The following is an 18433-nucleotide window of genomic DNA, read 5'->3' on the forward strand; positions in this document are numbered from 1 at the left end:
CGAGACTGGCGGGCATTGCGGTAAAACCGGTGGCTGGAAAAACCAAAAAACCCGGCGCAGGGTCTCCCCTGCACCGGGCCTTATTGTCCCCTTGGGAGGAACGATAAGATCAGTCGACGTTGAAGGTCAGCGGCTTGACCTGGCGGATTGCCGGGTTGGCGCGCAGCTTGTCCAGCACGTTTTCGGAAACCGGACCATCCACATAAAGAAGCGCGATGGCGTCGCCGCCTTCCTTTTCACGGCCAAGCTGGAAGTTGGCGATGTTGACGCCCGCTTCCCCGAGCGTGGTGCCCATGAAGCCGATCATGCCGGGAACGTCGGTATTGGTGATGTAGATCATGTGCGATCCGACATCGGCATCCATGTTGATATTCTTGATCTGGATAAAGCGCGGCTTGCCATCCGAGAACACCGTGCCGGCGACCGAGCGGATCTGGTTTTCCGTCTTGACCGTCAGCTTGATGTAGCCGTCGTAAACGCCGGTCTTGTCGCGCTTGACCTCGGAGAGGATGATGCCCTTTTCCTTGATCATGACCGGGGCGGAAACCATGTTCACATCCGCAACCTGGCTGCGGATAAGGCCGGCCAGCAGGGCGCTGGTCAACGCCTTCGTGTTCATGCTGGCGGTTGCGCCATCATAAAGGATTTCGATTTCCTTGGTGGCGCTTTCCTGCACCTGACCGACGAAGGAGCCGAGAACATCCGCCAGACGGATGAACGGCTTCAGGCGCGGTGCTTCCTCAGCCGTGATCGACGGCATGTTGATGGCGTTGGAAACCGCACCCTTGACGAGGTAGTCCGACATCTGCTCGGCAACCTGAAGGGCGACGTTTTCCTGTGCTTCCGTGGTCGAAGCACCGAGATGCGGTGTGCAGACGACGTTCGGCAGGCCGAAAAGCGGGCTTTCGGTGGCAGGCTCGACCTCGAACACGTCAAAACCGGCACCGGCGACATGGCCGGACTTGATGGCTTCGGCAAGAGCCGCTTCATCCACCAGACCGCCGCGGGCGCAGTTGACGATACGCACGCCCTTCTTGGTCTTGGCCAGGTTTTCGGCATTGAGGATGCCGCGCGTCTTGTCAGTCATCGGCACGTGCAGGGTGATGAAATCCGCCTGCGCCAGCAACTCGTCCAGTTCAACCTTGGTCACGCCCATTTCCTGCGCACGCTCGGGCGACAGGAAGGGATCATAGGCCAGAACATGCATCTTGAGGCCGAGTGCACGCGAGCAGACGATGGAGCCGATATTGCCGGCGCCGATAACGCCAAGCGTCTTGCCGGTGATCTCGACACCCATGAATTTCGACTTTTCCCACTTGCCGGCCTGCGTGGAGCTGTCGGCGGCCGGAAGCTGGCGCGCAACGGCGAACATCAGCGCAATCGCATGTTCGGCTGTCGTGATGGAGTTGCCGAAGGGCGTGTTCATGACGATGATACCGCGGCGCGAGGCGGCCGGAATATCGACATTGTCGACGCCGATGCCAGCGCGGCCGATGACCTTGAGGTTGGTCGCAGCCTCGATCAGCTTTTCGGTCGCCTTGGTGGCGGAACGGATGGCAAGACCATCGTAATTGCCGATGATTTCGGCAAGCTTGTCCTTGTCCTTGCCGAGCTTCGGCTGGAAATCGACTTCGACGCCACGATCGCGGAAGATCTGGACGGCGGTTTCCGACAGTTCGTCGGATACGAGTACGCGAGGTGCCATGGTTCACGGGCTCCTTGAAAGCGGTGCAGTTTTGAAAGCGGGGAATATACGGCCCTGCATCAGCGCAGGGCCGGTATCAAAATCAGGCGGCAGCCTTGGAAAGTGCTGCCTTCTGCGTCTGGTAGGCCCAGGCAAGCCAGGGCATGACGGCTTCCATGTCCGCCGTCTCGATGGTGGCGCCGGCCCAGATACGCAGACCGGACGGTGCGTCACGGTAAGCGCCGATATCGAGGGCGACATTTTCCTTTTCGAGCAGGGCGACGACGCCCTTGGCGAAATCGGCCTGTGCGGCGGCATCCAGCGCCTGCACTTCGGGATCGACGATCTTCAGGCAGACGGAGGTGTTGGAGCGGGTTTCCGGCTTGACGGCTAGGTTGGCGATCCAGTCGTTCTTCTCGATGAAGTCGTAGATAACCTTGGCATTGGCATCGGCACGGCCGATCAGCGCCTTAAGGCCACCGAGGTTCTTCGCCCACAGCAGCGCGTCGATATAATCTTCAACGCAGAGCATGGACGGCGTGTTGATGGTTTCGCCGGTGAAAATGCCTTCGATCAGCTTGCCGCCGGAGACCATGCGGAAGATTTTCGGCAGCGGCCATGCCGGCGCGTAGCTCAAGAGACGCTCGACAGCGCGCGGCGACAGAATGATGACGCCATGGCCGCCCTCGCCGCCCAGAACCTTCTGCCAGGAGAAGGTGACGACGTCGAGTTTCGTAAAGTCCATATCCTGTGCGAAGGCCGACGAGGTGGCGTCGCAGATGGTCAGGCCCTTGCGGTCGGCAGGGATGAAATCGGCATTGGGAACGCGAACGCCAGAGGTCGTACCGTTCCAGGTGAAGACCACGTCACGGTCGAAATCGACTTCGGCAAGGTTCGGCAGCAGGCCGTAATCAGCCTCGAACTTGCGGACGTCCTTCAGCTTCAACTGCTTGACGACGTCGGTGACCCAGCCAGCGCCGAAGCTTTCCCAGGCGAGCATGTCGACGCCGCGTTCACCGAGCAGCGACCAGAGCGCCATTTCAACGGCGCCGGTGTCGGATGCGGGAACGATGCCGATACGATAATCAGCAGGAACAGCAAGAATTTCACGGGTGAGATCGATGGCCTGCTTCAGCTTGGCTTTGCCAACCTTGGCGCGATGCGAGCGACCGAGCGGCGCATCGGAGAGAGCTTCCAGCGACCAACCGGGACGCTTCGAGCAGGGACCAGAGGAAAAATGCGTATTGCCCGGACGGACGTCCGGCTTCACGATATCTGTCATTTGACTACCCTTCCAGATAGGCGCTCCACGTTAGGGTGGAGTGTCCTGACGCCGTTGCTATTCCTGTCGCCGATCCCAGTCAAGCGGAATATGTCGCTACGCAGAAGAATCTTGGTCCATATGCGTCATGCCCCGTGTCCGATACCGGCAAAACAAAACCGCCCGCACCCAAAGGATGCGGACGGCCTGAAGCTAACAGCGGGGCGTGACGTTTATTTATAAACGGCAGGCTGCAGCGGAATATCGGCAGGCGGCATGTATTGTGCCGTATCGCAGCCGTTGAAGACATAACGGCCGCCGACACGCACTTCATGCGAATAAAGGCCCTTGTCGCGACCCGGACCGCCGCCGTTCTCATAGGCGAACATGTCGCCCTTGTTGATGTGGCGGAAACGATAGCCGATATCGGCCTTCAGGTTACAGGTAACGTCGATCGACGCACCGGCCATCAGGGCGTAAGCGAAGCGCCATTTGCCCTTGCCGCCATGCTCCGTGGTCGGGTCGCAGCCGAGACCGTTGGTGCTGCACGAGGTATTGCGCAGCTTGTCCCACTTGACGTAGGAACCGCCGATACCGCCACCGACATAAGGCGTAACGCGGCCATAGGTGCCGAGATCGACATAGGCGTTCGCCATCAGCGTATAAGCTTGCAGCGAGCTAAGGTCCGTCGAGACACAGGGACCGGTGACCGAGCCGCAGCCGCCCACCGTGGAGCCGCGGAAATCCGACTTGCCCATGTAGTCGAAGGTCACGTCACTGCGGAAATAGTTGTTGAACTGATAACCGACACCGGCGCCGATGATGTAGCTGTCCTTGATCTTTGCAGTTTCGAAATCCTGCAGATATCCACCCGGCCCACCCTGATAATAATGGGCGCCGCGCAGCTTGTTGAAGGAATAACCGACGTCGCCGCGAAGATACCAGCCGCTTGCCTGGGTGATCTGCACTTCAGGTGCCTCAACATAGGCAGGCGCCGGTTCGGCCTGATAAAGATCGGCGCCGACGGCGCTTGTGCCGGTCAGCAGAACGGCCAGAAATCCGGCCAGGGCGTTTTTCATGACTTCCACTCCAGAAGAGGCACATGCGTTGCAGCAGCTGCCAGTGAACTGTTCAGTCACGGAGAGTGGCGTAAAATGGTTAAGTCCCGATTAACCACGATCATTCACTATATTTATTAGGAAATACTCAAAGAAAAAGCCGGCTGGGAAGCCGGCTTTTGACCATTCTATTTGGCGCTGCTCACGCGGCCGAGCGGGCATTGGAGATAACGCCGACGAGATCGTTGACGATCTTCTCCACCTTGGCGCTGTCGTCCCCCTCCGCCATGACGCGGATCAGCGGCTCCGTGCCGGAAGGACGGATGACGAGGCGGCCATTATTGGCCAATGCGCTTTCCGCATCCGCGATCGCCTGCTGCACGACCGGATTTTCCAGCGGCTTGCCGCCGGAGATGCGGACGTTCTTCAAAAGCTGCGGCACCGGCTCGAACTTGCGGCACACTTCGCTGACCGTGAGGCCGGAGCGCTTGACCTTGGCGAGAACCTGCAGGGCCGCGACGAGACCGTCACCTGTGGTACCGTAATCCGACAGAACGATATGGCCGGACTGCTCACCGCCGACATTGAAATTATGGTTGCGCATATGCTCGACGACATAACGGTCACCGACCTTGGTGCGGGCAAGGGTAAGGCCCTTGTCACCGAGGAAGCGCTCCAGCCCGAGATTGGACATGACGGTCGCGACAATGCCGCCGCCGCGCAGCGTGTTGTCGGCCGCCCAGCTATCTGCAATGACAGCCATCAGTTGATCGCCATCGACGATCTCGCCACGTTCGTCGACAATGATGACGCGATCCGCATCACCATCCAGCGCTATGCCGATATCGGCGCGCACTTCATGCACTTTCTTCTGCAGGGCTTCAGGGTGGGTGGAGCCACATTCGAGATTGATATTGATGCCGTTCGGTTCATTCCCGATGGTGACAACTTCCGCACCCAGTTCCCAGAGCGCAGCGGGCGCCACCTTGTAAGCGGCACCATTGGCGCAGTCGATGGCGATCCTCAGCCCGCTCAGCGTCACATCACGCGGCAGGGTGCGTTTTACGAATTCAATATAACGATAGATGTCGCCATCCACGCGCTTGGCGCGGCCGATTTCGCTCGGCTTGGCAAGCTGCGCATAGATATCCTTGTCGAGAAGATCCTCGATTTCCAGTTCCAGCTCGTCGGAAAGCTTGTATCCGTCCGGTCCGAAAAGCTTGATGCCGTTATCGGAAAAGGGGTTGTGCGAGGCCGAGATCATCACGCCGATATCGGCGCGCAGCGACCGGGTCAGCATGGCGACGGCCGGCGTCGGAATGGGGCCGAGCAGGAAGACATCGAGGCCGGCTGCGGTGAAGCCGGCGACCAGCGCGTTTTCGAGCATATAGCCGGAAAGCCGCGTATCCTTGCCGATTACGACGCGGTGGCGATGGTGACCACGGCGAAAAATCGTCCCGACCGCAATGCCCACACGCATTGCGAGGTCTGGTGTCATCGGGAAGACGTTCGATTGTCCACGGATACCATCGGTACCGAAATAACGGCGTGCCATTTGAACTCCAAATCTCTTGGGCATTCCGGCAAAGCTGAAAACAGCCGGAAGCGTTTTTTGGCTAGATGCCACAAACCACGATAAACAGCACGTAAATTACCGCAAAAATGGCTTATATCTTGTTACCAAACTGAAAAGGCCATCCGGAGAACCGGATGGCCTTTTACAATCACTCGCCCGGCGCTGACGGTCAGTGCGGCTGCGGCTCCATGCCACCTTCGGCCTCGCCGTCGCCCTTGGCTTCGCCATCACCCTTCGCTTCGCTCGGGCCATCCTTCTTGGTGCCGGCCTTCGGCACTGCCGAACCGCGACTGCCGGGAGAATCGTCGCCCAGGTCACGGGCGGGCTTCTCGCCCTTCAGCAGAGCCTTGATCTCGTCGCCCGTCAGGGTTTCGTATTCAAGGAGGCCCTCGGCAATCGCAACGAAACCGTCGTGGTTTTCCGTCAGGATGCGGCGCGCCTCGGCATAAGCCTCATCGATCAGGCGGCGAACTTCGGTATCGATCGTCTGGGCCGTCGCCTCGGAGACATTCTTCGACTGCGAGACGGAATGGCCAAGGAAGACTTCCTGCTGGTTTTCACCATAGGACACCTGGCCGAGCGCATCGGAGAAGCCCCATTGCGTGACCATGGCACGGGCAAGCTTGGTGGCCTGCTCGATATCCGAAGACGCGCCCGAGGTGATGTTCTCCTTGCCGAAGGTCAGTTCCTCGGCAACGCGTCCACCCATCATGATCACGAGACGCGACACCATCCACTTGTAGCTCATGGAGTAGCGGTCGCCTTCCGGCAGCTGCATGACCATGCCAAGCGCACGGCCACGCGGAATGATCGTCGCCTTGTGCAACGGATCAGCCACAGCAACCTTCAGCGCGGTGATGGCATGGCCGGCTTCGTGATAGGCGGTCAGTTTCTTTTCGGCTTCGGTCATGGCGGAGGAGCGGCGCTCCGCACCCATCATGATCTTGTCCTTGGCGTCCTCGAACTCCTGCATGGTGACCACGCGCTTGTTGCGGCGGGCGGCCATGAGGGCGGCTTCGTTGACGAGGTTCATCAGATCGGCGCCCGAAAAACCGGGAGTGCCGCGGGCCAGAACCTTGAGGTCGACGTTGGGCGCCAGCGGCACGTTGCGGATATGCACCTTGAGGATACGCTCGCGGCCAACGATGTCAGGGTTCGGCACGACGACCTGACGGTCGAAGCGGCCGGGACGCAGAAGTGCGGGGTCAAGAACATCAGGACGGTTGGTGGCGGCAATGAGGATGATGCCCTCATTCGCCTCGAAGCCGTCCATTTCGACCAGCAGCTGGTTCAGCGTCTGTTCACGTTCGTCGTTACCGCCGCCGAGACCGGCGCCACGATGGCGGCCGACGGCATCGATTTCGTCGATGAAGATGATGCAGGGCGCATTCTTCTTGGCCTGCTCGAACATGTCACGCACACGGCTTGCGCCGACGCCGACGAACATTTCCACGAAATCCGAACCGGAAATGGTGAAGAAGGGCACGTTGGCTTCGCCAGCGACGGAACGCGCCAGCAGCGTCTTACCCGTGCCCGGAGGGCCAACGAGCAGCACACCACGCGGAATTTTACCGCCGAGGCGCTGGAATTTCTGCGGATCGCGCAGGAATTCAACGATTTCCTCAAGGTCCTGCTTGGCTTCGTCCACGCCGGCGACATCGTCAAACGTCACGCGGCCATGGGCTTCCGTCAGGAGCTTGGCCTTGGACTTGCCAAAGCCCATCGCACCACGCGAGCCGCCCTGCATCTGCCGCATGAAGAACAGCCAGACGCCAAGGATGAGGAACATCGGCAGAAGCGTGCCGAGATAGCTCAGGAAACCGGAGGAGCCGTCGCTTTCGGGACGCGCCACGATGGTCACGTTCTTGCTCTGCAAGCGCTCCATCAGGCTATCGTCAATGACGGGGGAATAGGTCTGAAAGGCCGTGCCGTTTTCGGTATAGGTTCCGAGAACCCGGTTGCCGGTGACGGTCACGTCGCGAACTCGCCCGGAATCCACATCGCGAAGAAACTGGGAGTACGGAATTTCCCGTGAACCCGTTTGCGTCGGCGACGTCTGGAACATGCTGAACAACGCGATCAGCAAGAGGGCGATCACGGCCCACAAGGCGAAATTTCTGAAATTTGGGTTCATCGAACTCCCCGAACTCACACGGGCATGTCTGCTGCCCGCTATTACGTGCCCCTAACATAAGGACGACATCTGCCGTTGCCAAGGCGAAGGGCGTTATCTGATGCGTTTTGGTGTAAAAACTATTCCATGGCAATTCACGAAAAAGAGGCCGGATTTAAACCGGGGGCTGTGGATATGTGGCGCGCCCGCACAAAACAGCGATTGCATTTGCCAACTCAAGGTCGAAGCGCGGCAAAAAAAGATCGAATGGTGCGAGCCTCGGCCTGATATTCACGCCCTCTGTCAGGTATGTTGCGTAAGGGGCCGCTGCGGCGATTTGCGGCAGGCCAGCCATGGCCGGTTTCGCCACCCCGGCGGGTGCGGACGGAAAAAGCACCTCCGCTCCCGGGGCATCGTCTACCCTGCCCGCCGTGACAAGGATTGGAAACGCCGATCCGTTTCTCACAAGAAAGCGATCATCCCAAAGCCCCTGCCCATGCGCCTCAATCTGAAGCTCCGGCAGGTTTCGCTGCTCACGGAAAATATAAAGCCCGTCGCATCGGCGGTCGAGCAGAACACGGCCAACCGTCATCCGCCCGTTTTCACGGGTTTTGAGAAAACGCAGAACCCGTTCCATGCTGCTTGCAGCCGGAAAATAGGCCCGTCCGCCCAGCGTGGCGATGAGCGCCGCCAATCCATGCCTGAATTCGGAACGATCAGGCGCCACGCTATTCGCGGGTATCCCGGCAAGCACGGCATGGAAGACCTGCACATGCCCGCGCAGGAAATCGGCCGTCTTTTCAGAGAGCTTCCGCCGTTTGACGGCAGCTTCCGCATCAAGACAAGCAGCAGAACCGGGAAGCGCCTGCCTTACCCGTACGCGCTCGTACCCGGTATTTTCATTGCTGGGATCGTCCACCCAGCTTTGCGAGCGTGACAGTATGTAATCGCGGATCGCCTGTCTTTCACAGGCAAGAAACGGCCGCATGATCCAGTGGCGGCCATCGTATAGAACCGCATCCGCCATGCCGGAAAGGCCGAGATTATCACCTCCGGCGTTCCGGGCGGCACGCATCGCCACGGTTTCGCGCTGGTCACCGATCGTGTGCCCCGTCACCACAAGGTCGGCGCCGATCTCATCGGCAACTTCGGCGATCAGACGATAGCGGGCAAGGCGGGAGGCTTCGGAAAGACCTGAAGCGGGTTTGGCGCCCTCCCACCGGCGCGTAACATGGGAAACGCCGAGTTCAAGGCAAAGCGCGGCGACCTGGCGGGCCTCCGCGGCTGATTCCACTCTCAGCGCGTGGTCGATGGTGACGGCGGAAAGTCGCAGTCGGTCACAGCCCGCCTCCGCAATTGCCTGATGCAGTGCCAACAACAAGCCCGTGGAATCGCTGCCGCCTGAAATTGCAACGAGAATATGGGAAGGTTTGCGGAGAGTTGCGACAAAGGACCTTGCCGCCGGAAGCGGCGCAACTGTCATTTCGTCTGGAATGCGGGCATCAACCGGCATGGAAACACCGCCGCGATGGCAGGAAAGGGATCAGCAGCTCAGCCGCTTCTGTTCACTCGCAACCTTGTTCAAAACGGTCTTGGAAGCATTGGGATAACGCTTCGGCACCTCGCGCAGCGTGGCGCAGGCGGTTTCGGTATTATCGAGAGCGGCAAGCGACATGCCGAGCTTCATCAGCATTTCGGGAGCCTTGGGGGATTTGCCATAGGCCAGATGGCCGTTCAGAAAGGTTTTTGCGGCTTCGTTGAACTTGCCCTGCGAATATTGCGCCTCGCCCAGCCAGAAGCTCGCATCCGCTGCCTTGGTGCCCTTGGGGTAGCCCTGCAGATATTGCTGGAAACCCTGTTCCGCCAGCTTGTAGTCGCCGGAAAGGACGTGGCCATAAGCGGCCTGGTAAATATCACTTTCGCTGGTCAGCGCCGCCGTGTTGACCGGATCGGTCTTGCGGGTGCCGTTACCGGTGGTCACACCGGGAAGGCTGCCGGACGAATTGTTGGCGTTCTGGTTGAGAGTGCCGCCAACGGGCATTCCCCGGGAATCGAGTTCGATGGAACCGAGCGTCGTTTCTCCCGGAGCACTTGTCGGCGCATTGGACGGAACAGACGGCGAAACGGAAGCGCCACCCTCGGGTGGCGTTTCGATGATGGTTGCAACGTCGTCGGTCGGCGGCGTGGCCGGACTTGCCGGACTGGCCTCCGCCTTCTTTTTCGGCGTCGTCGGGCTTGCGCCCTTGCCGCCGGCATTGCCGCTTTCCAGTTCCTGGAAGCGGAATTCATTGTCTTCCTGCGCCTTGCGGATCGTTTCCTGCATCTGCAGAAGCTGGAAGCTCATTTCCTCGATACGGCCATTGAGCTGCCGGATCTGTTCTTCAAGTTGCTGAACCCGATAGGCTTCATTGGCCTGAACCCGGACGACCGGGGCCTGTTGAGAGTTGATCGTGCCGAAGCTACCCCCCGCACCGAACAGCGGACCCGAAACGGCGATGCCGCTCAAGCCGGTGCAGGCTGCAAGCCCCAGCATTCCCGCCACGACAAGTTTCTTCATCTCATTCGTCCTGCCTTAACTGATTTGCGCCGGAATGACGCAAGCCGGATTCTTTCCATATCAACTGAAAAAGCAACTTAACTTCGGCCAAACTATGAAAAAAACAAAAGGCGGCCCGAAGACCGCCTTTCATTCACGTTCACAAATGCGTCAGGCGATTACATGCCCGCGCCACCGAGAACCGTCACGGCGCGGCGGTTCTGCGACCAGCAGGAAATGTCGTCGCAAACGGCGACCGGACGTTCCTTGCCGTAGGAGATCGTCTTCATGCGGTTTGCCGGAACGCCCTGGGACGCCAGGAAGTCGCGGGTTGCAGCGGCACGACGGGCGCCGAGCGCCAGGTTGTATTCACGCGTGCCGCGCTCGTCGGCATGGCCTTCAACGGTGATGGCGTAGTTCGGGTAACGGGCGAGCCATTGCGCCTGGCGCTGCAGGGTCTGCTGGGCGTCGGCGCGGATCGAGGTCGAGTCCGTATCAAAGAAGATGCGGTCGCCGACGTTTACCGTGAAGTCCTGCTGGGAGCCCGGCGTTGCGGAGCCCGCGCCACCAAGGCCGAGTTCACCGGCGTTGTTCGGCATGTTCTTCTTCGCGCAGCCTGCAAGGGCAAGCGCGAGCGTCATGGCGATGACAGCCGGGTTACGGGCCAGTTTCTGCATGGGGCTGAGTGCCGAAATATGTGTACGGCTCATCGCCGGTCTCTCCTTGGAATTTCAATAACGTTGCCAGACACTAACGGATCGCAGTTAATAGCCGGCAAACGCTTATGGTTAACAGAAAGGAAATGTCCCACTTTTTTGCTCCCTCACAACACTTTGCGGCAAGAAAGAGGCGCTTTCCCGTATGGCATGCGTAAAACATGACGGCGCCGGTTCGTACCGGCGCCGTCATGGCAGTCATATCAGTCCAGAAGCGGCGACCATGCCGGATCCGAAGCGAAGGTCGGCGTCTTGATGAGCTGTTCGTTATAGCCCGTCAGGTCGATCGAATAGAGCTGCGGACCGCCGGCACCGGCGTTCTGGCGGAAGAACATCAGCACCCGGCCATTCGGCGCCCAGGTCGGGCCTTCATTGTGGAAGCCACTGGTCAGGATGCGTTCGCCCGAACCGTCGGTCTTCATCACGCCGATCGAGAACTTGCCGCCCGATTGCTTGGTGAAGGCGATCAGATCGCCGCGCGGCGACCAGACCGGCGTGGAATAGGAACCATCGCCGAAGGAAACACGCTGCTGGCCGGAGCCATCGGCATTCATGACGTAAATCTGCTGGCGGCCGCCGCGGTCGCTTTCAAAGGCGACACGCTGCCCGTCCGGCGAATAAGACGGCGCCGTATCGATGGCCGACGTGTTCGTCAGCCGCGTCGTGGTGCGAGAGCGCAGGTCCATCGTGTAGATATTGGCGTTGCCATCCTGCTGCAAGCTCATGATGACCTTCTGGCCATCCGGAGAGAAGCGCGGCGAGAAGGTCATGCCGGGGAAATTGCCGACCACTTCGCGCTGTCCGGTTTCCAGCTGCAGCAGGTAAACGCGCGGCTGCTGGCCTTCGAAGGACATGTAGGTCACTTCCTGGCGGTTCGGCGAGAAACGCGGCGTCAGAACGATGTCGTTCGAATTGGTGAGGTTGCGGACGTTGAAACCGTCCTGGTCCATGATCGACAGCTGGCGCTTGCGGGCCGTCTTCGGGCCGCTTTCGGAGACGAAAACGACACGGGTGTCGAAGTAGCCCTTTTCACCGGTGATACGCTCATAGATGGCATCGGCGATGATATGGGCGACACGGCGCCAGTTTTCCGGCTGGGTAAAGAACTGCTGGCCGGTCATCTGCTGGTTGGCGAACGTATCCCACAGGCGGAATTCGGCGCGCAGGCGGCCATCGCTTTCGCGCGTCACACGACCGGTCACGAGCGCCTGGGCGTTGATGACCTTCCAGTCCTCGAAACGCGGCTGCTGATCCGGATTGCTGATCTTTTCGATAAAGGCGCTTTTATTGACCGGCGCGAAGAGACCGGAACGCTGCAGGTCGGCGGCGATGACCGCGGAAACCTGCGCGCCGATGCCGTCGCTCGACATGAAGTCGGTGATGGCGATGGGCAGCGGCTCGACATTGCCCTTGTTGATGTTGATTTCCACCCGCGCAAAAGCCGGTGCGGAGAAAACCGACATGAGGGCCGCGACAGCGAGCACCAGCCGGATCGGCGAAAATATCTTCATGTTGCCAGGCCTTTCAGCATTCATAGCAATTCACTGGGATCGAAGTTCACGACGACTTCGTTCCATGCATCATATTTGTCGGCAGGAAGGTTCGTGAACGGAGCAGAACGCATGATGGCGCGATAGGCTCCGCCGGAAAGAGCACGGCGCGTTCCTTCGGAACCGCCCGTGGCCTCGATCTCGGGCCGACCGATGATGGAACCATCACGGTCGAGCTTCATGGTCACCCGGACGCGAACGTCCGAGGCATCCGCCATGCCGGGAATGATCTGCCAGTTCTTCTGGATCGCGCCACGCAGCGCATCCATCTCCGTCTGGCTGAGCGTAGAGCCGCCCGTTGTTTTCTTGCCGCCAAGCGACGCCGTCTGCGTCGACCGCTTCGCCCCGCCACCGGAGGGCGCCTGCTTGTTCAAAAGCGCGGCGATATCGTCGGCGTTGAAGTCGCTTTCCTTGGACGAAGCGGATTTCGCCGTCTCCTGCTTCTTCTCACCCGGCTTCTTGTCAGAAGGTTTGTCGGTGGACTTTGCCTGATCGGGCTTGGTCTCGGCCGGCTTTTCAGCGGGCTTCTGCTCTGCAGGCTTGGTTTCTGCCTGCTTCGGCTCTTCCGGCTTCGGCGGCTCGGGGCGGGAGTTCGGGCGCGGCACGTTCTGCGGCACGGGGATTTCGGCCGGCTCTTGCGTGGCCGGCGGCGGTTCTTCCGCCTTGGTTTCCTGCGGCGGCGGTTCCGTCTTCGGCTGCGGCGCGATTTCCGGCTTGGTCTGCGGCAAGGCGGCCATTTCCTGCGGCTTGGGAGCCGAGGTTTCTTCCTTGACGATTTCCTTTACTTCATTCGCCTTGGTATCGACGACCGGCTGCGGCTTTTCCTGCTTTGGCGGGGCAGCGGCGCTGATATTGTCATTGGGCTTTGTCGTCGGCGTCGGCGGCGCTTCTATATCGGCCGTGTTATTACCGATATTCTGGGCGTTTTCGATGATATCGGGACGTGTGGTCGGAACAGGAGCCGATTTTTCGGCCTTCGGAGCGTTCTTGTCGCCCTGCTGGATCTGGGTCAATTCCTCGATCGGCACCAGTTCCACAGGCAGGGCTTCGGCCTGCGACACGTCGAGCGGTTCCGGCGAGCCCAGGGAAACAAGGGCAAAGGCCAGAAGCGACGCGTGCACGATCGCGGATGTGGTAAGGCTGCCCTTCATCGTTTTACGTCAATTGTCCTGTTTCTGCTGGGTCACAAGGCCGATATTCTTGAAGCCCGCCGCCTGGATGCGCGCCATCACATCGGCAACGACGCCGTAGGCGGCAACGGAATCCGCACGCACGAAAATGCGCTCGTTATAACCAGTCGTGGCAATCGCCTGCAGCTTGTCGGCCACTTCAGCCGCCTGGATTTCGGTTTCCTGCAAATGGATCTGGCCATTGGCATTGACGGAAATCGTGATCGGCTGCGTGTCCGAATTCAGCGCATTGGCGGAGGTCTGCGGCAGATCGATCGGCACGCCGACCGTCATCATCGGCGCGGCCACCATGAAGATGATGAGCAGCACAAGCATGACGTCGACCAGCGGCGTCACGTTGATCTCGCTGATCGCGCCGCCCCTGCGCCGTCCGCCGCGCCCACCCCGGCGTCCACCGGAACCGCCGCCGCTGCCACCTGCTGACATACCCATATCATTTACTCCATTTTGCCTTGCGGCAAATTACTGCACAGCATGCATACCGGGCCGTTTACTGGGCGGCCTGCCGTGTCTGAAGTTTTTCATCGATCTGGCGCGATAGGATCGCGGAGAACTCGTCGGCGAAACCTTCCATACGGGCGGAAAGCTTGTGCGCGTCGGCCGTGAACTTGTTGTAGGCGATAACCGCCGGAATAGCCGCGACGAGGCCGATGGCCGTTGCCAGAAGCGCTTCGGCGATACCCGGCGCCACGACCGCGAGGTTGGTCGACTTCGAACCGGCAATCGCCTGGAACGAGGTCATGATACCGACAACCGTGCCGAAAAGGCCGATGAAGGGACCGGCCGAACCGATGGTGGCGAGCGAACCGAGGCGGGCCTCGTATTGTTCGCCTTCACGCGCAATCGTCACGTCCATTGCCCGGTCGATGCGCATCTGCAGACCGATGGGCGAACGCGCGCCGCGCTCGAATGATTTTTTCCATTCCCGCATGGCGGAAACGAAAATAGCCGCAAGACCGCCATTCTGGCGTTCCGCCAGCGTGCGATAAAGCTCCTCGAGCGACTGGCCCGACCAGAACACCTGTTCGAACTGGTCGAACTGCCGCTTTGCCTTGCCGAAGCTCACATATTTGTCAAAGACGATCGCCCACGTCCAGACCGAGGCGGCGATAAGTCCGATCATCACGAGCTTCACGATGAGGCCCGCCTGCATAAACAGTGCCCAGAGACTTACATCGTGCGTCGCCGCTGCCAAACCTGCCTGTTCCATAAATATCCAATCCCCGAATCCAAACGCCCGGTACGGGACCGGGCGATTCAAACGCGTGTTAACGCTCGAAGTCATGCGGCCGCAGCCGTTAACCCCTTTGCCATACCCCGATACTTGCCAGTAAGCCTTACTTGCCAATAAATTTGGTGAAAGGAAGGCGTGCGCCGCACAAATGCCAGTTGCTAAAGTAAGACACCATTATGGTTAAAGGAGTGTTACAGCCGGGGCACGCCGGGTGGATTTACTGAACCCGGCCGCCATTTACTTCAGGAATTTTTCCGCCACCGTCTCCGGAAGACGCCTTGGCCGGCCATTGGCATTGATGACGGCGATGATGACCTTGGCGGCGACAAGCAGTGTTTCGCCACGCCGGATTTCCTGGTTGAGCACCATTTTCGCGCCGCCGGCCTTTTCGGTCACAGTGGTGATTGTCAGCACATCATCCATCCGCGCCGGGGTCTTGAAATCGATCTCCATGCGATGAACGACGAAGACAAGGCCCTCCTCGTCAGCGGTCAAAAGCGCGCTCTGCTCGCAGCCGAGGCAACGCAGGTAATCGGTACGGCCGCGCTCAAGGAAATGCAGGTAGCGCGCATGATACACGAGACCGGAAAAATCCGTGTCCTCGTAATAGACGCGCTGTGTCAGGCGGTGCCCATGTTCGATGAGTTCGCCGGAAAGCGGAACCACAAGCTCGCTCATAATGTCTCCTTGGTAAGTGCGTCCGCATCGATGCCACCTTCGCGGACGATGAGATGCTCATGGCGCGGCGGCAGCACCTCAATGCGGTCTGCAATAAAACGAGGCCTGAGATCGTGCTCCAGCAGAGTGGAGGATTGCGCGCGCAACCAGCGGAACTCCACCTCGACACCGTCCAGCACCCGGTGAACGATGTCGCTTTCATGAAAGGGAAACGGCTGATGAAGCGACACCAGATAATAAAACGCCAGCTCATGCGCGGCATAATCGCCGTAAGCAAAAAAATTCTCGGCGGACCATAAAAGGCGTTCGACCGAACAATCTCGCTCAAGCTCCTCGCCGATTTCGCGGATGATGGTTTCCTCCGAGCTTTCGCCGATTTCCGCCCTTCCGCCCGGCAGGGCCCAGTAACTGTCCTTTGTGCCGCGCTGAACGAGAACATGGCCATTCTGGAAGATCAACGCCGCCACGCGCATGCTGAAAAGCTGCGGCTTGCGGTCCAGCCGGATCATGTGGCGTTCGGGGGCAAAAGTCATTTATCGTCCAGATCGCCGTCATGCCAGACGAGGTGTCTTGTGGTCTGCGGCAGGTGTTCTATTTCGTCGGCGATGAAATAGGGCGGAATATCCAGTTCCGTCAACGCCTCACGCGTTGCCGCAACCCAGCGGAATTCCAGTTTGTTGTCGCCATCCTGAACGCGGTGAATGATGTCGGTCGGATGAAAGGCCAGCGTCTCCGGCAGGTCCATCAGGTAATAAAAGCCGAGTTCGTGCCAGTCCTTGCCTTCATAATGGAAGAAATTTTCGACCGCCCAGAGCAGCCGCCCGACCTTGGCCTCGACGCCAAGCTCCTCCACCATCTCACGCGCCAGCGTTTCCTCGGAGCGTTCGCCCATTTCGGCGCGACCGCCCGGAAAGGTCCAGAATTTTTCATGCGACGCCCGGTGCACCAGCACATGGCCATCACGAAACGCCAGACCCGCAACGCGCATCTGGAAGATGCGCTTCGGCTTGAATTTCATGCGGATGCGGGTGTCCTGGCTTTTGTTATCATGCGTCATCATGCTGGCCTGTGGGCTGGAAACATCAAATCATCTTCCGTCCACCCTAACGCATCCATCTCTTCTTTTCTCGCCTTTGCATCATCTCCCACGATGAATTCATCCAGTTGTGGCGGCTTTATCGCCGTGCCGGACAGCATGGCATGCGCCTGCCCGCGATGATGCGTCTGATGCTGGAAGAGATGGGAGAGGATATCGTCGCAGCGATCCTGCTGGATGCGCGTGCCGCGATGGATATTGACGATGGCCGCGAGGCCGTCTTCATCCAAGCCGTCGACAAACGCGATCAACGTTTCGTCAAGCTCCGTCTGGGCGCCTTGCAGCGCCTGCATGGCGGGAAAGGGTTCCTCTTCGACGAAAGCAGCAAGACCGAGCGTTCCACCCCAAAGGGCATCGATATAAAAACGGTCTACGATATAGATGTGGTTCAGCGTTGCCCTGAGGGTAGGAAAAAAGCTGGCACGACGGGCAACGAACGCTTCCTGTGACAGCTGAAGACAGGCCTGATGCAGTCGAAAATTGGCCAGCCGGTTGTTACGTGCGAGTTTGCGGAAAACCCGCAGTGGATCGTAAGGCATCGGCATCCCTCCTTGAGTACCGGATGACAGCGTTGTTCAATCAGCGCGCTCAAGCTCCGGTCTGCTTTTCAGAACCTTTGTGCCATCTTCCTGTTCGATCAGAAAAGCGGGCTCGTCCTTGCTCGCTTTCCGCTTGATCGTGGAGCCGGCGATTGTGCGCTCAATCATCCTCCAGCGTCAGCCGGAACTGCGCGGCCTCGAGATCCTTCGGCGGCTGCATGCCGAGATGTTTCCAGGCGGTTGCGGTCAAAATACGCCCGCGCGGCGTGCGCTGGATGAAACCCTGCTGGATCATATAGGGCTCGATGATGTCTTCGATGGCATCGCGTGGCTCAGACAGGCCCGCGGCGATGGTTTCGATGCCGACCGGGCCGCCGCCAAAATTGACGGCGATCATGGTGAGATAACGCATATCCAGCTGGTCGAGACCCATATTGTCGACCAAAAGCCGCGTCAAAGCCTCGTCGGCAATCTCACGCGTGACGGCTTCCGCCCGCGCCACTTCGGCGAAATCGCGCACGCGGCGCAATAACCGTCCGGCAATGCGTGGCGTGCCACGAGCGCGCCTTGCCACCTCACGCGCCCCCTCATCGGTCATGTTCAGTCCCATCAGCCGCGCCCCGCGCCGGACGATCAGTTCCAGCTCGTCGACGGTATAGAAAGCCAACCGGACGGGAATGCCGAAACGGTCGCGCAGCGGTGTCGTCAGCAGGCCGAGGCGGGTCGTGGCGGCAACAAGGGTGAATTTGGAAAGGTCGATCTTCACCGAGCGCGCCGCCGGCCCCTCGCCGATGATGAGGTCGAGCTGGAAATCCTCCATGGCGGGGTAGAGAATTTCTTCCACTGCTGGGTTGAGGCGGTGGATTTCGTCGATGAAGAGGACATCGCGTTCTTCCAGATTCGTCAGAAGCGCTGCGAGATCACCCGCCTTGGCAATGACCGGCCCCGAGGTGGACTTGAAGTTGACGCCAAGCTCCTTGGCCATGATCTGCGCCAGCGTCGTCTTGCCGAGACCGGGCGGTCCGACGAACAGCACGTGATCCAGCGCCTCGCCACGGTTCTTGGCGGCCTCGATGAACACCTTGAGATTGGCGCGGGCCTCCGCCTGGCCGGTAAAATCATCCAGCGACTGCGGGCGCAGCGTGGTGTCGATATCCTCACCGCGCTTTTCCGGGGTAATCAGTCTTTCCGCATCGCTCATT

General features: G+C 59.7%; 18 protein-coding genes. All 18 read right to left on the bottom strand.

Features of this window, described 5'->3' with window-relative positions:
- Positions 1–109: 109 nt before the first annotated feature.
- The 18 genes from serA to ruvB all read right to left on the bottom strand — a co-directional run bounded on the left by serA (position 110) and on the right by ruvB (position 18432).
- Entirely contained in the window at positions 110–1705 is a 1596-nt protein-coding gene (serA, locus tag JZX88_RS15175) for a phosphoglycerate dehydrogenase (RefSeq protein ID WP_065117412.1), read from the bottom strand.
- An 82-nt stretch (positions 1706–1787) separates the two neighbouring features.
- Positions 1788–2966, bottom strand: coding sequence for a phosphoserine transaminase (locus JZX88_RS15180; protein WP_065117411.1), 1179 nt, complete (start codon positions 2964–2966; stop codon positions 1788–1790).
- Positions 2967–3178: 212 nt separating this feature from the next.
- A complete protein-coding gene (locus JZX88_RS15185) occupies positions 3179–4024 on the bottom strand; it encodes an outer membrane protein (RefSeq protein ID WP_110758055.1) in 846 nt (281 codons plus the stop codon).
- Positions 4025–4205: 181 nt separating this feature from the next.
- Positions 4206–5558: a phosphoglucosamine mutase gene (gene glmM / locus JZX88_RS15190; RefSeq protein ID WP_065117409.1), complete on the bottom strand. Its 1353-nt coding sequence runs from the start codon at positions 5556–5558 to the stop codon at positions 4206–4208.
- A 190-nt stretch (positions 5559–5748) separates the two neighbouring features.
- Positions 5749–7713, bottom strand: a complete 1965-nt coding sequence (gene ftsH, locus JZX88_RS15195; RefSeq protein ID WP_110758059.1) for an ATP-dependent zinc metalloprotease FtsH — start codon at positions 7711–7713, stop codon at positions 5749–5751.
- Positions 7714–7867: 154 nt separating this feature from the next.
- Entirely contained in the window at positions 7868–9205 is a 1338-nt protein-coding gene (tilS, locus tag JZX88_RS15200; protein WP_206914066.1) for a tRNA lysidine(34) synthetase TilS, read from the bottom strand.
- Between the two features lie 30 nt (positions 9206–9235).
- Entirely contained in the window at positions 9236–10249 is a 1014-nt protein-coding gene (gene ybgF, locus JZX88_RS15205; RefSeq protein ID WP_206914067.1) for a tol-pal system protein YbgF, read from the bottom strand.
- Positions 10250–10407: 158 nt separating this feature from the next.
- Complete coding sequence (gene pal, locus JZX88_RS15210) at positions 10408–10938, bottom strand: peptidoglycan-associated lipoprotein Pal (protein WP_065117406.1); 531 nt, start codon at positions 10936–10938, stop codon at positions 10408–10410.
- A gap of 209 nt (positions 10939–11147) precedes the next feature.
- Positions 11148–12455, bottom strand: a complete 1308-nt coding sequence (gene tolB / locus JZX88_RS15215; protein WP_065117462.1) for a Tol-Pal system beta propeller repeat protein TolB — start codon at positions 12453–12455, stop codon at positions 11148–11150.
- Positions 12456–12475: 20 nt separating this feature from the next.
- Positions 12476–13645 carry a hypothetical protein gene (locus JZX88_RS15220; RefSeq protein ID WP_065117405.1) on the bottom strand — a complete coding sequence of 390 codons (1170 nt, stop codon included), beginning with the start codon at positions 13643–13645 and terminating at the stop codon, positions 12476–12478.
- A gap of 9 nt (positions 13646–13654) precedes the next feature.
- Complete coding sequence (tolR, locus tag JZX88_RS15225) at positions 13655–14116, bottom strand: protein TolR (protein WP_004445732.1); 462 nt, start codon at positions 14114–14116, stop codon at positions 13655–13657.
- 58 nt (positions 14117–14174) lie between these two features.
- Positions 14175–14894 (bottom strand): protein TolQ, encoded by a 720-nt coding sequence (tolQ, locus tag JZX88_RS15230; RefSeq protein WP_003497570.1) that lies wholly within the window; start codon positions 14892–14894, stop codon positions 14175–14177.
- 261 nt (positions 14895–15155) lie between these two features.
- A complete protein-coding gene (ybgC, locus tag JZX88_RS15235; protein ID WP_080829202.1) occupies positions 15156–15596 on the bottom strand; it encodes a tol-pal system-associated acyl-CoA thioesterase in 441 nt (146 codons plus the stop codon).
- Positions 15593–16129, bottom strand: a complete 537-nt coding sequence (locus tag JZX88_RS15240) for an NUDIX hydrolase (protein ID WP_174031843.1) — start codon at positions 16127–16129, stop codon at positions 15593–15595. Before JZX88_RS15240 ends, ybgC begins: the two co-directional genes overlap by 4 nt.
- Positions 16126–16653 carry an NUDIX hydrolase gene (locus JZX88_RS15245; RefSeq protein WP_174034675.1) on the bottom strand — a complete coding sequence of 176 codons (528 nt, stop codon included), beginning with the start codon at positions 16651–16653 and terminating at the stop codon, positions 16126–16128. The genes JZX88_RS15240 and JZX88_RS15245 overlap by 4 nt, the downstream gene beginning before the upstream one ends.
- Positions 16653–17231, bottom strand: a complete 579-nt coding sequence (locus JZX88_RS15250; RefSeq protein ID WP_206914246.1) for a DinB family protein — start codon at positions 17229–17231, stop codon at positions 16653–16655. Before JZX88_RS15250 ends, JZX88_RS15245 begins: the two co-directional genes overlap by 1 nt.
- Positions 17232–17267: 36 nt before the next feature.
- Positions 17268–17399: an HVA1 family protein gene (locus tag JZX88_RS15255; protein ID WP_206914068.1), complete on the bottom strand. Its 132-nt coding sequence runs from the start codon at positions 17397–17399 to the stop codon at positions 17268–17270.
- Positions 17392–18432: a Holliday junction branch migration DNA helicase RuvB gene (ruvB, locus tag JZX88_RS15260; protein ID WP_077985282.1), complete on the bottom strand. Its 1041-nt coding sequence runs from the start codon at positions 18430–18432 to the stop codon at positions 17392–17394. The genes JZX88_RS15255 and ruvB overlap by 8 nt, the downstream gene beginning before the upstream one ends.
- Position 18433: the final 1 nt, after the last annotated feature.

This window comes from Agrobacterium sp. OT33 (assembly GCF_017313365.1).
Classification (GTDB): Bacteria; Pseudomonadota; Alphaproteobacteria; order Rhizobiales; family Rhizobiaceae; genus Agrobacterium; species Agrobacterium rhizogenes_A.